The following is a 15546-nucleotide window of genomic DNA, read 5'->3' as shown; positions in this document are numbered from 1 at the left end:
ACGGCTGGGCTCGGGCAGCCCCACGGCTCCCGTCAGCGCAGGCGGCGCGCGCGCAGTACGACGTCGTCGGTGTGGTGCGCTCCGGCGCCGCCGTCGGGTGCGACGCGTGGCCGCTGCTCGTCCACCTGCACCTCCCAGTCGTCATCGAGGAGTGCGGCGACCATCGAAGGCCAGACGTAGTCGGCCGGGTCGAAGCCGCTCTCACGCACCGGCTCGGCGTGCATCCCCGCGTGGTGCACCAGCAACAGCACTCCGCCGGGCGCGACGGCCGCGAGCAGTGCTCGCTCGGACGCGGCGTCAGGACTGCGCAGCAGGGCCGGGTACTGCGCGGAGACCAGGTCGAAGGAGCCCGGCGCAAGCGCCGCCTGCGCCAGTTCTGCGTGCACCCAGCGCACGGTGAGGGCGGCGTCCCGGGCGTGCCCGGCCGCTCGCTCCAGGGCCACGTTGGAGACCTCCAGGGCGGTCACGTCCCAGCCGCCGCGCGCGAGCCAGAGGGCGTCCGCGCCCTCACCGCAGCCGACGTCGAGCACGCGCCCTGGCGTGAGCCCGGCGGCCTCGGCGACGAGCGCACCGTTGGGTGCGCCGCTCCACAGCTGCTGCCGGTCGGCGTAGCGGCTGTCCCACTCCGCGCGCACCGCGGGGTCCCCGAGGTAGCCGTCGGCGGCCGCTCGAGTGTCGGACGCGGGCGATGGTGCTGCGATGTCATCGGTCATGGGGCCACCGTCACCCACCGCGTCCCGTTCGCGCCACTCCTGTTGCCGGTTCGGCAACAGGTCGCCCGCTCACCGTCCCGCGCGGGGGCGTCGGGCCCCCGCGCGGGACGGAGCGGAACGCGCGCGGCAGTCGCCCCCGGGGGTCAGGGCCCGCAGGCGGACCCGTTGAGGGTGAAGGCCGTGGGCGCGGTGTTCGTGCCGCTCCAGGCTCCGTTGAAGCCGAAGGACACCGAGCCGCCGGCCGGCAGGGAGCCGTTGTAGGAGGCGTTGGCGGCGGTGACCTGACTGCCCGACTGGGTCAGCGCGGCGTTCCACGCCTGGCTCACGCTCTGTCCGGCGGGCCAGCTCCAGCCCACCGTCCAGCCGTTCACCGGCACGGTTCCGCGGTTCCTGACGACCACGTTCGCGGTGAATCCACCGGTCCACTGGTTGGTCACCGCGTAGGTCACGGTGCAGGCGGCGCCCCCGGGCGGCGGGTCGGTCCCGCCCCCTCCCCCGGTGTCCGCCGTGTCGCCGTAGATCACTCCGCGCCCGTTGGTCGAGACGTACACCCGGCCGAACACGCGCGGGTCACCGGTGATCGCCGCTCCGGTCCATCCCCACTGGTGGGTGGCGTCGTTGATGCGGACCCAGGTGGCGCCGGCGTCCGTCGAACGGAAGATCCCGCGCGCCGAGCCGATCTTCGCGCTGGTGTACAGGGCCGGATAGGAGGCATTGGGTGCCGCCTTCCCGAAGCCGATGGTGTCGGCCTCCTGCACCCCCGCGACACGGGTGAAGGTCGTCCCGGCATCGGTGGAGTGCCACAGTCCGTACGTGCCGCCCGCGCTGCCGCCCGCCAGCCAGACGTCTCCCCGGGTGCCGGGCAGCGCCTTGAAGCGGACGGGACCGCTCTGCGGCAGGCCGGTGGAGGGCCGTGCGGTGAACGTCGCACCTCCGTCCGTACTGACGTAGAAGATGCCGGACTTGACGGCGTAGAACGTCTTCGGATCGACGCGGTCCGACTCGACGACCGCACCCGCGGGAACGCCGGTGGACGCCGTCCACGACGATCCGTCGCCCGCCTGCACCGCGGCGCCCTCGGGGCTCCACACGAAGCGGCTGCCGTCACTGGCCGCCGCGACGGTGCCGCCGCCCGTCACACCCGCGGGATCGCTTCCCGCGTACCAGGTGGCGCCGTTGTCGTGGGAGAACGCGACGTGCGCGCCCGTGTCGGCGTTGCCGACCCGCGCCACCGTGTTCGAGTCCTTCTCGGCGTAGTCGAGGCTGGTCGTGGTGGTGAAGTTCGGGGACTGGAACATCAGTGGCGGCACCGACGTCAGATCCGTGTGGCGGAAACCGCCGATGTCACCGAGGGCGCTGAGCAACGGGGCTCCCGAGGGCGGTGACGCGAGGTCGTTGACGGCGGTCTCCTCGAGCCCCCGGACCATGGGGGTGAGGGTGAAGGTGCCGCCGCGGTCCCACTGGCCGAGATCCTCGGTGCCGTAGACGGTGGCGCCCGTGCCGTACATCATCCGGTTGGAGTCGAAGGGGTCGATCTCCATCGACTCGGTCATCCAGCCCAGCTTGGGCGTCTGTTCGGGTGGGGTCGGATTGGCGCCCCACGTCAGCCACGGTACCGAGGAGACATTCAGGGTGTAGCGGTTCGCGCGGTTCGGGTACGAGGTGTAGTCCCAGGCCCGGGTCCACGTGGTTCCGCTGTCGGTGGTGCGGTAGATCTGGGTGTCCGGCCACCAGGAGCTGTAGCCGCTGACCATGACGGTGCCGGGGTGCTGCCGGTCGACGGTCAGCCCGCTGTAGCCGAAGTAGGTGTCGGCCGCCGCGAGGGGGCTGATGTCCTTCCACACCCCGGTCGCCGTGGTGTACCGCCAGATCTGGCCCTTGCCGCCGTCGTACGGGCCGCCCGTGTCGCTGTAGGCCAGGTACAGGTAGCCGTTGTCGGCGTCGAGCACGCCCTTGTGGGCCAGGTAGCCGGTCGGCTGGCCGGGCAGGCGGGACCAGCTGACGCCGGCGTCGGTCGAGCGGTAGACCGCGTTCTCCTTGTCGGCGACCCCGACGTAGATGGTCATCGTCGCACTGCCCGCGGCGCCCGTCGACCCGTCGAAGGTGACCCAGACGATGCCCTGGTTGTCGGACGCGTAGCCGCTGGTGTCGGTCGGGTCCTGCTGGTAGTTGCCGGGATTGGGAAACGCGGTGACCTGTGACCAGGTCACGCCCGCGTCGGTGGAGCGCCACAGCCCCTTGCCGCTGGGGGCGCCCAGGTACAGCACACGGTTGTCGTGAGGGTCGATGGCCAGGCGCTCGCCCATGCCGCGCCCGGGCATGTTGCCGCCGAGCTTGAAGGGCAGCTCGGTGCTCTGCCAGCTGGCGCCGCGGTCCGACGAGCGCAGGATCGCGCCGTTGGTGGGGTCCCAGCTGTTGGTGTAGGTGCCGGCCGCGACGTAGAGCCTGTCGGGATCGACGGCGTCGGAGGCGAGGCTGACCACGCCGGTGTGGCCCCAGTGGTCCCAGTCCACCGCGTCCAGCAGCGGGGTCCAGGACTTGGTGGCCTGGGACCACCGGTAGGCGCCGCCGATGTCGGTGCGGGCGTAGGCGAGGTTCCTCTCGGAGCGGTTGAACACGATGCCGGGCACGAAACCGCCGCCGTCGATCCGGACGTTCTTCCAGGTGTACGCGTCCGCGGCGGCGGCCTGCGGAGCGGCAGCCGGTGCGGCGGCCGGTGCGCTGCGCGCGGCAGCGCAGGGGACGGCGGCTGTCAGAGCCAGGGTGAGCGCGGCGACGAACGCGCCCAGTGTTGTTCTGCGCACGAGAGTTCTTCCTCTGCTGACGTGGGGGGACGGCCGGGCGGCGCCCGGTGAGGGACGCCGTCCGGCCGCGGTGAGCGGAGCACGCGGTGCTACTCGAGGAGATCCGCGTACGTACCCATGGCCATGGCGATGTCCGCCTGGGCCCAGAAGCGGTGGTACGTGAAGGACGGGGCCGCGCCGCCCGCCAGATACGCCTGGATCTTCGGCCAGGCCGGGTCGTTCTTGTAGAACGACCGCAGGGAGGAGAACGTCGACGCCGAGTTGATCGCGTCACCGTTGGGCATCGTCCCGGTCCAGCCGCTCGGCACGGAGACGGGGTCGTTGAAACGGCTGTAGTCGGTGCGGGTCTCGGGAACCGCGATGCCGATCCCGTCCCGGTTGTGGTCCCACATGCCGTCGAGCAGCGCCTTGGCGACTGTCTTGGCCTGGGCATTGCCGGACTTGGCGGCGTAGTACGACAGGGTCTTGGCGTACGCGGCGGCCACGCCGACGTCGTTGGTGTAGTCGGCGACGGTCACGTGCAGACCCGCGTTGGCGCCGGGACTGGCGGCGTTCCAGGTGTCCGGGGCTCCGGACCAGTGCAGGGTGGAGGGGATGAGGAAGGTGCCGTCAGGGTTGATGGTGGTCTTCGACAGCGCCCAGCCGACCCACTTGTCGAGCACCGCCTTGGCCGCGGCGCTGCCGCTCTCGTGGTAGTACTCGGCGACCCGCTCCATCGACCAGGCCTGGAAGCCGAACCACTGGTTGGACGGCGGGTCGTGGTAGACCGGGGCCTCGTCGTAGTACATGCCGTAGAACGTGGGGGTCCCGGCGGGCGGAGTCGCGTAGCGGCCCTGCCAGCTGTTGGTGGCGCCGCCCGAGATGGCGCCCTCGTCGGACTGCAGCCACCGGTAGAACTCCAGCTGCCGGCCCAGGCTGGTGGCCCAGTCGGACTGTCCGGTGGCCGACTTGGGCTTGAGGTCGGCGTACTGGCTCAGTGCGTAGGCCGCCATCGGGTTCTGGTAGCCGCCGTGCGCGTGGCCGGAGCCGATGCGCCACGCCCAGCCGGCCGACGGATCGGCGGCGCCGCCCCAGGCGTAGTACCAGGACAGCAGGTACTCGGAGCTGTTCTTGCCGGTGCCGGCCGGGCAGGTGGCCGGCCCGACGCAGTTGCCCACCTTCTTGAAGTACTTGTCGTACATCGCGTACCGCAGGTAGTCGCCCATCTTGGCGGCCTTGCCGACGGCGGTGGCCACCGCGGCTCCCTTGCCCTGCTCCTTGGCCCACACATCGGCCCAGTAGGCGGCCTGTACCGCGCGGGCGTCGGCGTCGGGGGCGTCGGTGAACTTCCACTGCTTGGCGTACGAGGCGTCCTTGGTGAACAGGTCCAGATAGCCATTCCTGCCGCCGTACTGGAAGTCGTCGCAGGTCGGTTGCGGGACGGTCTCCCACACCGATTCCTGCGGGCCGCGCTGGAAGGTGTTGATGTACGAGGGGCCGGTGTCGGTGGGGCCGGCCGTGCACTTGCCGGGGGCGTTGCCGTAGCCGTAGGTGTTGTCGACGTCCTGCAGCCAGTGCATGCCGTAGATGTCGTCGGTGGCGTACGCGCTCTTCAGCTCGGCGGCGATCGGGTCGGCTCCGGCGGTGATCGAGGGGTCGAGGGTCGCGGGGTACTGCGAGGGCAGGTCCAGTTCGGGTGCGTAGGTGGCGGGTTTGGACGCGTTGTAGAAGGAGTTGGTCGGCTGGTCGGCGTGGGTGGGGATCATGTACTTCTCCATGAGCTCCCACGCGCCGTTGAACTTCGACCAGTCCCCGGTGATCTTCCCGTACATGGCTTGCAGCCAGATCAGATAGCTGTAAGCCTCGGAAGTCGTCTCGTGGCCCTGGTCGGGAGCCTCGACGATCAGTGTCTCCACCGAGTGGTAGGGGATGCCCTCGGGCGAGAAGTAGCCGCTCGCCGGGTCGTTGATCTTTCCGTAGAGGTCCAGGAAACGTGCGTCGTAGACCTGGCCGGTCGCCAGTTCCGTGACGGTCACCTGGGCCTGGGTGAGACCCGGGGCGGTCACGGTGAAGGTGGCCGCTCCGGTGCCCGAGGCATCGGCGGCGACGGTGACCTGCTGGGCGGTGGCCCAGTTCGCCGGGGTGAACGTCAGGCTCGCACCGGAGGTGACGGACAGTCCGGCGTTGCCTGCGGTACGGGCCACGGTGGCGGTGACGTTCGCGGGCGGCGCGGTGGAGAGTTTCACCCCGAAGGTGCCTGTTCTGGTCTGCTGGACGGAGAGTTGGGAGGGGGTGGCCAGCAGGGCGGCACCGGCGGCGACCGTGATGCCGACCGGTGTCGACTCTCCCGAGGCGCCCTGGCTGTCGTACGCCTTCGCGTACAGCGAGTAGGCGCCCGCCGCGAAGCCCGTGGCGCCGAAGGTGTACGGGGCGGTCGTGTCGGTGCCGAGCAGGGTGGTGTCGCTGTAGAACTCGACCTTGGTGACGGTGGCGCCGTCGGCGGCCGCGGCGGTGGCGGCCATCGGCACGGTGGCCCCCGCGGTGAAGACCGCTCCGGGGGCCGGGCTGGTCAGCACCGTGAGCGGCGGTTGGTGGGCCCCCGCGCACAGGGTGCCGTTGACGGAGAAGGCGGTCGGGGCGGCGTTGGTGCCGCTGTAGCTGAAGTTGGCGCCCGCGCTGACGGCCGCGCCCGCAGCAATGGTCCGGTTCCAGTCCATGTTCTTGGCGGTGACGGTCTTGCCGGACTGCGTCCAGGCGGCGCTCCAGCCGTTCGACAGCTGCTGGTTGCCCGCGTACGCGTACGTCAGCGTCCAGCCGTCGAGTGCGGCCGTGCCGCGGTTGGTGAGGGTGACGTTGGCGGTGAAGCCGCTGCCCCAGTCATTGGCCGTGTAGTCGACGCCGCACTGCACGGCGGCTGCCCGCGCTGGACCGGCTTCGGCGATGGTCAGGGCAGCCGGCAGCGCGAGCGCCACGACGAGCGCTGTCCGTAATCGCCACTTGACTCTACTTCTTGACAACGCGGGCATGCTCATTGGTCCCTCCTAGGCGGCTCGGAGATGTGGGGGTGTGCAGCAGGAGCACCAGTGGGAGCGCTCCCATGATTTGAGCGACGCGCAATTGATGTCAAGGAAAATTTCAAAGACCGTGAAGCCGAACTGCTCAACTTGATGAGTTGAACGCAGGCCCTGGCGCGGTCCGGCACACACCGCTACATTCTGACGTCACCAGTGGGAGCGATTCCGTCGACCAAGCGCCGCCGTACGGCGTTTGCGACCTCAAGGAGCCGCTCGTGTCACCACCCCCGCGTCTGCCGATCCTGCTCGCCGGAGCCGCCCTCCTCCTGGCGGGCACGGCCCTGGTCCCGCTCGTCTCCACCTCCGCCGCCGGGGCAACACCCCTGTGCACGGTGCAGTACGCCACCACCAACCAGTGGGACAGCGGTTTTCAGGGTTCCGTCACCATCACCAACAACGGTCCGGCCGTGAGCAGTTGGGCACTGACCTTCGCCTTCGCCGGCAACCAGAAGGTGACCCAGGGCTGGAACGCCAAGTGGTCCCAGTCCGGCACCACCGTCACCGCCGCCAACGAGAGCTGGAACGGCGCACTGGCCACCGGCGCCAACATCTCCGCGGGCTTCCTCGCGTCCTGGTCCGGGACCAACCCCGCCCCCACCGTCTTCAAGCTGAACGGCGTCACCTGCAACCAGGACACCGAGCCGCCCACGACGCCGCCCACCACCCCGCCCACGACTCCGCCGGGGAACCCGGGCGCACCGCCCAAGCTGCACGTGTCCGGCAACCAGCTCGTCGACCAGAACGGCGCCACCCGCCGCATGCTCGGCGTCAACCGCTCGGGCGGCGAGTTCATGTGCGTCCAGGGTTACGGCTTCTTCGACGGCCCGGTCGACGACGCGTCGGTCGCCGCCATCGCGTCCTGGGGCGTCAACACCGTCCGCATCCCCCTCAACGAGGAGTGCTGGCTGGGCCTGGGCAACGTCAACCCCGCCTACGCCGGCACCGCCTACATCAGCGCCGTCAGGGACTTCGTCGGCCGCCTCGAGGCCCACGGCATCACCCCGCTCGTCGAACTGCACTGGACGTACGGCCAGTACACCGGCAACTCGTCCGGCTGCGCCGACATCCACGCGACCTGCCAGAAACCGATGCCCAACGCCCAGTACACGCCCGCCTTCTGGACCTCGGTCGCCAACACCTTCAAGGCGGATCCGGCCGTCACGTTCGACCTGTTCAACGAGCCCTACCCGGATCGCGCCACCGCCACCGCCGACCAGGCGTGGGCCTGCTGGCGCGACGGCGGCACCTGCCCGGGCATCGGCTACGAGGTGGCCGGAATGCAGGACCTGCTGGACGCCGTCCGTGCCACGGGGGCGACCAACCTGGTCCTGGTCCCGGGTATCGCCTACTCCAACGACCTGAGTCAGTGGCTGCGGTACGCACCCACCGACCCGGCGGGCAACGTCGCCGCGGCCTGGCACAGCTACAACTTCAACACCTGCTCGACCGAGACCTGCTGGGACTCCACCCTCGCGCCGGTCGCCGCCCGCGTCCCGCTCGTCGCGGGCGAGATCGGCGAGAACACCTGCGGGCACGGCTACATCGACCGCGTCATGCAGTGGCTCGACCAGCACGGGGCCTCGTACCTGGGCTGGACGTGGAACACCTGGGACTGCTCCACCGGCCCGTCCCTGATCAGCAAGTACGACGGCACTCCCACCGCCTTCGGCGCAGGGCTGCGGGACCATCTGCGCGCCCTGAGCTGACGGGAGGTCTCCGCACCGAAGCGGCAGCCACAGGTCACCACGGCCCGGTCGGCAGGGCGGCGCCCGCACCCATCCCGTGCGGGCGCCGCCCGCTGCGTCCGCACCCCGGTTTCGACGCCGGCGCAATGCTGGGCTATCGCCCGCGGGCGTGGCAGGGTGGGGTTCATGTGTGGCCGATACGTCTCCACTCGCACCCCGCAGGACCTGGCTCCGTTGTTCCAGGTCAGCGACTGGCATCCGGAACAGGTCCTGGCGCCCAGTTGGAACGTCGCTCCGACGGACGACGTGTGGGCGGTGCTGGAGCGGGCCGACCGCGAGAGCGGGGAGCTGGCGCGGCAGCTGCGGCCGCTGCGCTGGGGCCTGGTGCCGTCCTGGGCGAAAAGCCTGGGCGTCGGCGCGAAGATGATCAATGCCCGGGTGGAGACGGTCCACGAGAAGCCGGCCTACCGGCGTGCGTTCGCCAAGCGGCGGTGCCTGCTGCCGGCCGACGGCTTCTACGAGTGGCAGGCGGTCCCGGCGACCGGGAGCGCCAAGGCCCGCAAGCAGCCGTACTTCATCAGCCCCGAGGACGGCGCGGTGATGGCCATGGCAGGGCTGTACGAGTTCTGGCGCGACCCGGAGGTGGCGGAGGACGATGACCCGGGAGCGTGGTGGATGACCTGCACCATCATCACCACCGAGGCCACCGACGCGGCCGGGCGGATCCACCCGCGGATGCCGCTGGCCATCGCCCCGTCCGACCACGACGCCTGGCTCGACCCCACCCACCAGGATCCGCACGAGCTCCGGGCGCTGCTGGCCACTCCGGCCGGCGGCCACCTCGACACCCGAGCGGTGTCCACCGCGGTCAACAGCGTCCGCAACAACGGCCCCCAGCTCCTGGACGCCCCGCCCGCGGACCCCGCCGCGTAGGCGAGAGCGCACCGCTGGATCCCTGACGGCACGCCCCCGGTGCGGCGGCGGCCCCTCAAGACGTCTCCGAAGCAGCAAAACTCCCCGATATGCGATGTATGTCGCTTATCGCGGGTTACATTCTCGTGCAGCGGATGGGTGAGGCCCTGACTCGATCCCCCTCGTGGAACGGGGCTGGCATGCAGGACGACGAACAGCGGGAACCGACGGACCGCCCGGTCCGTGAGCCGTCCCTGGCCGACGCCATCGTGCCCCTGGTGGTGCTGACGGTGCTGGTGGCCGGGTCGCTGGCCCTGTTCGGGCTCGACGCCCTGGACGGGCCGATCCAGGTAGCCCTGGTCCTGTGCGCGATGGCCGCGGCCCTCGTGGCGATGAAGAACGGCCACCCCTGGAACAGGGTGCAGCAGGCGGGCCAACGAGCTCTGTCATCGATCACCAGCGCGGTGTTCATCCTGTTGGCGGTAGGCGCCCTGATCGGCGTGTGGAATCTGTCCGGGACGATTCCCACGCTGGTGTACTACCGCATCCAGGTGCTCTCCCCCGGTTGGTACTACCGCCCTCATCTGCGGTGCGATCGCCATGAGCATCGGCAGTTCCTGGACGACCGCGGGCACGATCGGCGTGGGGCTGGTCGGCGTCGCGGACATGCTCGGCGTCTCCACCGCGATCACCGCGGGCGCGGTGATCTCCGGCGCCTACCTCGGCGACAAACTCTCTCCCCTGTCGGAGACGACCGTGCTCACCGCCCAGATGGTGAAGGTCGACGTCTACCACCACATCAAACGCCAGGCATGGACCTCGCTGCCCGCGTTCGTGATCGCCTTCGTGGTCTTCGTGGTGATCGGCCTGGTCAAGAGTTCCGACGTAGTCAACCCGGTCGGCGAGGACATCGAGTTGGCCCGCCTTGGCGACATCTACCACATCACCCCCCTGAACCTGCTCCCCCTGGTCCTGCTGGCCTTCCTGTCGATCAAGAAGGTGCCGGCCTCGCTCGCTCTGATCGGCTCGGCCGTCTTCGCCGGCATCCTCGGCGCGTTCCTGCAGCCCGCCGTGATGCGGGACTTCATCGGCGGGTCGGGGAACGTCGTGGCCGAGTCGCTGAAGGGCATCTGGCTGGCCATGGCGAACGGGTTCTCCATCCTACTCCGGGATTCCGCTGATCGATCAACTGCCGTCCCGAGGCGGCATGGACAGCATGCTCCTGACCCTCTGGCTCATCATCGGAGCGGTGACGTTCGGAGCCGTGCTGGAGGAGTTCGGCCTCATCGCCCGACTCGTGGACCCCCTGATCCACTCGGCGAAGAGCACCGGTCGGCTGTTCATCACCGTCTTCGCCTGCGCGTTCGGCCTCAACGTCGTCGCCGGGGACCAGTACATCGCCCTCGTACTGCCCTCCCGGGTTTTCCGGCTGGAGTTCGCCAAGCGCGGGCTCGCCCCGACCAACCTCTCCCGGCTCTGCGCCGACAGCGGCACGGTGACCTCCGCGCTCGTCCCGTGGAACTCCTGCGGCGCGTTCATGGGAGCGGTGCGCGGAGTAGCCACCCTGTCCTACGCCCCATTCGCGATCTTCAACTACGCCAGCCCGCTGCTCAGCGTTCTGTACGGCATCACCGGCTTCAGGATCGAGAAGATCGCCCCGGTCGCGAGCGAGAGCGCGTCCGGGGCTTGAGCCGGCCCGTAGTCGGTCGCCCGCACGCCGAGCTCCGTCGACGAGGGAAGTCATGAGCCACGTGGAAACCACCGCCCCCGCGGCCGCAGAACGGCCGGCCGCCAAACTGACACTCCTGACACTGACCGCGATGGTGGTCGGCTCGATGGTCGGCGCCGGGGTCTTCTCACTGCCACGCCGCTTCGCCCAGGAAACCGGTGTCGCCGGGGCCCTCATCGCCTGGGCGATCGCCGGAACCGGCATGCTGATGCTCGCCTTCGTCTTCCAGAGCCTGGCCATCCGCCGGCCGGACCTGGACGCGGGCGTCTACGCCTACGCCAAAGCCGGGTTCGGCGAGTACCTCGGTTTCTTCTCGGCGTTCGGCTACTGGGCCAGCGCCTGCGTCGGCAACGTCACCTACTGGGTACTGATCATGTCGACGATCGGCGCGATCTGGCCCGCGCTCGGGGACGGCGACACCGTGCTGGCCGTCGTCCTGTCCTCGGTCGGCCTGTGGGCGTTCTTCCTGTTCATCCGGCGTGGGGTCAAGGAAGCAGCGGCGATCAACAAGATCGTGACGGTCGCGAAGATCGTGCCCATCCTGGTCTTCGTCATCCTCGCGCTGTTCTACCTCGACACGGACGTCTTCGCAGCCAACTGGGGCGGCGCCGACTACGCCGGCTCACTGTTCAACCAGGTCCGCGGAACGATGCTGGCCACCGTCTTCGTCTTCCTCGGCGTCGAGGGGGCGAGCGTCTACTCCCGGCACGCCAAACGGCGCGAGGACGTCGGCCGCGCCACCATCCTGGGCTTTCTCAGCGTCTTCGCCGTCTTCGCCTCGGTCACCATCGTGTCCTACGGCATCATGCCGATGGCCGAGATCGCCGAGCTGCGCCAGCCCTCGATGGCCGGGGTCCTGGAACACGCGGTCGGCACCTGGGGCGAGGTGTTCGTCAGCGTCGGACTCATCGTCTCCGTCCTCGGCGCCTACCTCGCCTGGACGCTGATGGCCGCCGAAGTGCTCTTCGTCGCCGCGAAGGACGACGACATGCCGCGGTTCCTGCGCCGGGCGACCACCGAGGACGTCCCGGTCCCCGCGCTGCTGATGACCACCGTGCTGAGTCAGGTCGTCCTGGTCATCACCATGTTCTCCGACGACGCGTTCAATTTCGCACTCGACCTGACCAGCGCGCTCAGCCTGATCCCGTTCCTGCTCGCCGCCGCCTTCGCCGTCAAGATCGCACTGCGGCCGGACCAGGAGCGTGTCGCCGGGCAGGTCACCCGGCGCGAACTCGTCGTCGCCGTGATCGCCACGGTGTACACGGCGTTCCTGCTGTACGCCGCCGGACTGAAGTTCGTCCTGGTCTCCTTCCTCATCTACGCGCCGGCGACGTTCCTGTTCATCAAGGCCCGGCGGGAACAGAACCGACGCCTGTTCTCGCCCCGCGAGGCCGTCATCTGTGCCGTCTCGGTCGCCGGCTCCGCCGTGGGCGTGATCGCCCTGGCCGTGGGGTGGATCGAACTGTGACCCGCACCCGACCCCCTGGTTGTCCACGACCGAAAGGCGCAACGCGATGAGCACCGACATCACCCCCCAGCCGGGCTTCGGCGTCCATTCCGAGGTCGGCAGGCTCCGGAAGGTCCTGGTGTGCGCACCCGGCCTCGCGCACCGCCGGCTGACCCCGACCAACGCCGACGACCTGCTCTTCGACGACGTGATGTGGGTGGAGAACGCCCAGCGCGATCACGCGGACTTCGTCAACAAACTGCGCGGGCGCGGGGTGGAGGTCGTGGAGCTGCACGACCTCCTGGCGCAGACGATGGCGATCCCCGAAGCGCGGTCCTGGCTGCTCGACCGGAAGATCAGTGCGAACCAGGTCGGGCTGGGGCTGATCGAGCCGACGCGCGAGTTCCTGGACACGCTGGAGCCGAGCCAACTCGTGGAGTTCCTCATCGGCGGCCTGGCGACCGCGGATCTGCCGGAGGACTTCCGGCCGGGTTACCTGGCTCTGGCCGGTATCCGCGAGTACCTCATGCCTCCGCTGCCCAACACCCTCTACACGCGTGACACGACGTGCTGGCTCTACGGGGGCGTGACGCTCAACCCGCTGTACTGGCCGGCGCGCCACGACGAGACGCTCCTGATGAAGGCCGTGTACACCTTCCACCCCGACTACAAGGAGTCGAGGGTGTGGTGGGGCGACCCGGAGAAGGACTGGGGGCAGGCCACGTTCGAGGGCGGCGACATCATGCCGGTCGGCAACGGGGTGGTCCTCATGGGCATGAGTGAACGCACCTCCCGGCAGGCCATCACCCAGGTCGCGGCGGCGCTGTTCGAGCAGGGCGCCGCGCAGCACGTCGTGGTCGCCGGCATGCCCAAGCTGCGGGCGGCCATGCACCTGGACACGGTCTTCACCTTCGCGGACCGTGACATCGTCACCCTGCACCCGCCCATCATGAACGCGGTCCACACCTTCTCGCTCCGGCCCAGTGACACCGCACCCGGAGTCGAGATCACCGACGAGCGCGACCGCCCCTTCACCGACGTCGTCGCCCGGTCCCTGGGCCTGAGGGAACTGCGCGTGATCGAGACGGCCGGTGACGCCTACGCCTCCGAGCGCCAGCAGTGGGACAGCGGCAACAACGCGGTGGCACTGGAGCCGGGCGTGGTGTTCACCTACGACCGCAACACCCAGACCAACACCCAGTTGCGCAAGGCCGGAGTAGAGGTGATCACGATCGTGGGCGCGGAACTGGGTCGGGGCCGCGGGGGCGGCCACTGCATGACCTGCCCCATCATCCGCGAACCCGTCGACTACTGACGTTGTCCGTCGAGCGGCTGCCCCTCACCCGCGTACGGGTGCCCCGTGGAGAGGCACCCGTCGCCGGTCGCGGAGTTCTCGCCGGGCGGGCTACCGCACGGCGATGGTGGTCAGGCGCCTCATGGCCGGCCCCGCGAGGTAGGCACGGAACGGCACGAGGTTGACGTGGCCCGTGACGAACTGGATGGCGCAGCCCATGAGGCCCAGCTCCACCACCTTGAAGGTGCTCCACGTGGCGGTGGGGAAAGCGGCCGCCAGCTCCGGGGTGTGGTCGGCGAACTTGAACCGACCCGCGCACTCGACGACCTGGACGACCTGGTCCCGGCCCCAGTTCCTGCCGGCCCTGCAGTTGTCCCCGTCCGGGTCGTCCCAGAAGTCCGCGAACGGATCGGTCGCGAAGATGTCCTCGCTGCTCGAGGACGACGAGCTCGACACGGCCGCGGCCTTCAGCGCCACGTCGGCCGCTGCCTGCTGCGCCCGTCGCACGGCGGCCAGTTCGGTGGCGCGGTAGTCGGCCAGCCATGCGGCCAGCGGGTCCGCCGCGGCACCCGGCTGGATCTGTTCCTTCCAGGTCGCCGGATCCTTCGTGCTGGTCACGGTGGTCAGCAGTCGCCGTGCGTCGGGCTTGCCGTCGAGCCGCTGCCACAGCGCCAGACAGGCGGCCGGGCCGGCGGTGCGGCCGAATGCCACGCAGGCGTTGAAGGAGTCCAGGTAACTCGCTGACAGCTTGGCCTCCGCCTCGGCCCACTCGGTGAGCGGGGTCCGGAAGGACGCCCCGGTGAACCAGCCGACCGGCTGGTCGGGCGAATCCCACTCATGTTGGTAGACGTCGATGACGGGGACGATGTGGGTCGCCCAGAAGTCCAGCAGCTGGTTCTCGCGGGCCTGCTGCTGCTCCTGCGGACTCAGGGCCGCCCAGCCGGCTCGGCGCTCGCCGGGGGCGGCCGCGAAGTACGAGGAGACGAAGCGCTCCAGCGCGGTCACGGGAGCGTGGCCGGCGGGCGGTGCGGGCTCCGGCCGCAGTCGCCTGGTCACCTTCGCGCGGGACTTCTCCGGCAGGCCGTAAAGGTAGTTGAGGAAGTTCCAGGCGCTCAGGGTGTTGCGGTGATGGCGGGCGTCGTGGAGCACCAGCAGGGACTCCAACCTCTTGGACGACGCCAGGATGAACGACGCCTCACGGGCGCCCGCGGCGGTCGTGGCGAGCTGATGGAACTCGGAGATCGCCACGTCAGGTTCCTTCGTGACCCGCTCGAACCAGACCCTGGCCTGGTCGATGTATTTCGCCAAGTGCGCGTTGGGCTCCGCGTAGGTGTCGGTCGCCGGGAACGTGGTCGTCATCCTGCTCAGTCCGGCCTCACTCGCCTTGCCCACGCAGAAGGAGAGCCGGATGTCCGCGTCGTCGACCCGGCCCAGGATGCCGTCGCACCGGTGCCGGGCGCCCGTGCAGCCCTCGACGTCCGTGCAGAGTTGCGTCTCCTTCTCGAACCCTTCGGTGTAGCCGATGTAGATGATCCTGTTCTTCGAGGAGTCGACGGTGCGCATCCGCTGGTACTCGGGATGCGTGAGCGGCCCGACGCGGTAGTTGGGCACCGGCGCTGTCCCGGTCGCCGAGCCGAAGGTGGTCGGCGGCTCGAATCCCCCCTTGGCGGACAGGACCGCCATGCCGATCGTGATGGCCAGCAGAGTGTTGACCTCCGCGTAGATGCCTACTCTTCTGCCGGCTGGGACTAATGTGCCGGGCTCACTGTGATTGCCGTGGCCCATGATGAAGGTGGTCACTTACTACTCCCCCGGTTTGTGTCTCCCGGCCCGTCGAACGGGCCCCCTGAGGGGCAATGTACGGGGAGACCGCCCATCGCGCCGAGGGTCCGGAACCAAATTGCCCGAC

The 15546-nt window shown here is 69.7% G+C and carries 10 protein-coding genes and 1 pseudogene; 6 read left to right on the top strand and 5 right to left on the bottom strand.

Going from position 1 to position 15546, the window contains the following annotated elements; all coding sequences use genetic code 11:
- Positions 1–32: 32 nt before the first annotated feature.
- The 3 genes from O3X23_RS16820 to O3X23_RS16810 form a co-directional block, all read right to left on the bottom strand.
- Positions 33–713 carry a class I SAM-dependent methyltransferase gene (locus tag O3X23_RS16820; protein ID WP_269272198.1) on the bottom strand — a complete coding sequence of 227 codons (681 nt, stop codon included), beginning with the start codon at positions 711–713 and terminating at the stop codon, positions 33–35.
- A gap of 143 nt (positions 714–856) precedes the next feature.
- Positions 857–3517 carry a cellulose binding domain-containing protein gene (locus O3X23_RS16815; RefSeq protein ID WP_269272197.1) on the bottom strand — a complete coding sequence of 887 codons (2661 nt, stop codon included), beginning with the start codon at positions 3515–3517 and terminating at the stop codon, positions 857–859.
- 89 nt (positions 3518–3606) lie between these two features.
- Positions 3607–6522, bottom strand: coding sequence for a glycoside hydrolase family 48 protein (locus O3X23_RS16810; protein ID WP_269272263.1), 2916 nt, complete (start codon positions 6520–6522; stop codon positions 3607–3609).
- Positions 6523–6785: 263 nt separating this feature from the next.
- Here O3X23_RS16810 and O3X23_RS16805 point away from each other — a divergent pair, with 263 nt between their 5' ends.
- The 3 genes and pseudogenes from O3X23_RS16805 to O3X23_RS44195 all read left to right on the top strand — a co-directional run.
- A complete protein-coding gene (locus O3X23_RS16805; protein ID WP_269272196.1) occupies positions 6786–8276 on the top strand; it encodes a cellulase family glycosylhydrolase in 1491 nt (496 codons plus the stop codon).
- Between the two features lie 165 nt (positions 8277–8441).
- Complete coding sequence (locus tag O3X23_RS16800) at positions 8442–9188, top strand: SOS response-associated peptidase (protein WP_269272195.1); 747 nt, start codon at positions 8442–8444, stop codon at positions 9186–9188.
- 486 nt (positions 9189–9674) lie between these two features.
- Positions 9675–10172, top strand: a pseudogene (locus O3X23_RS44195) (Na+/H+ antiporter NhaC family protein); the annotation flags it as partial.
- Here O3X23_RS44195 and O3X23_RS16795 read toward each other — a convergent pair.
- Positions 10103–10309, bottom strand: coding sequence for a hypothetical protein (locus tag O3X23_RS16795; protein ID WP_269272194.1), 207 nt, complete (start codon positions 10307–10309; stop codon positions 10103–10105). The pseudogene O3X23_RS44195 and the gene O3X23_RS16795 sit on opposite strands and share 70 nt — an antisense overlap.
- A 29-nt stretch (positions 10310–10338) precedes the next feature.
- Here O3X23_RS16795 and O3X23_RS16790 point away from each other — a divergent pair, with 29 nt between their 5' ends.
- Genes O3X23_RS16790 through O3X23_RS16780 form a run of 3 tightly spaced genes read left to right on the top strand, consistent with a single transcriptional unit; the run spans position 10339 to position 13658 of the window.
- On the top strand, positions 10339–10857 hold the full coding sequence (locus O3X23_RS16790) for a Na+/H+ antiporter NhaC family protein (RefSeq protein ID WP_331283921.1): 519 nt from the start codon (positions 10339–10341) through the stop codon (positions 10855–10857).
- 52 nt (positions 10858–10909) lie between these two features.
- Positions 10910–12364, top strand: coding sequence for a basic amino acid/polyamine antiporter (locus O3X23_RS16785; protein WP_269272193.1), 1455 nt, complete (start codon positions 10910–10912; stop codon positions 12362–12364).
- A gap of 46 nt (positions 12365–12410) precedes the next feature.
- A complete protein-coding gene (locus O3X23_RS16780) occupies positions 12411–13658 on the top strand; it encodes an arginine deiminase (protein WP_269272192.1) in 1248 nt (415 codons plus the stop codon).
- A 90-nt stretch (positions 13659–13748) separates the two neighbouring features.
- On the opposite strand, the gene O3X23_RS16775 is transcribed toward O3X23_RS16780, so the two are convergent.
- A complete protein-coding gene (locus O3X23_RS16775) occupies positions 13749–15437 on the bottom strand; it encodes a hypothetical protein (RefSeq protein ID WP_269272191.1) in 1689 nt (562 codons plus the stop codon).
- Positions 15438–15546 lie beyond the last annotated feature (109 nt).

The sequence above is a fragment of the Streptomyces sp. H39-S7 genome, assembly GCF_027158205.1.
In the GTDB taxonomy this organism is placed as follows: Bacteria; Actinomycetota; Actinomycetes; order Streptomycetales; family Streptomycetaceae; genus Actinacidiphila.
The sequence above is the reverse complement of the archived record's forward strand: the minus strand, read 5'-3'. Positions and strand labels throughout refer to the sequence as shown.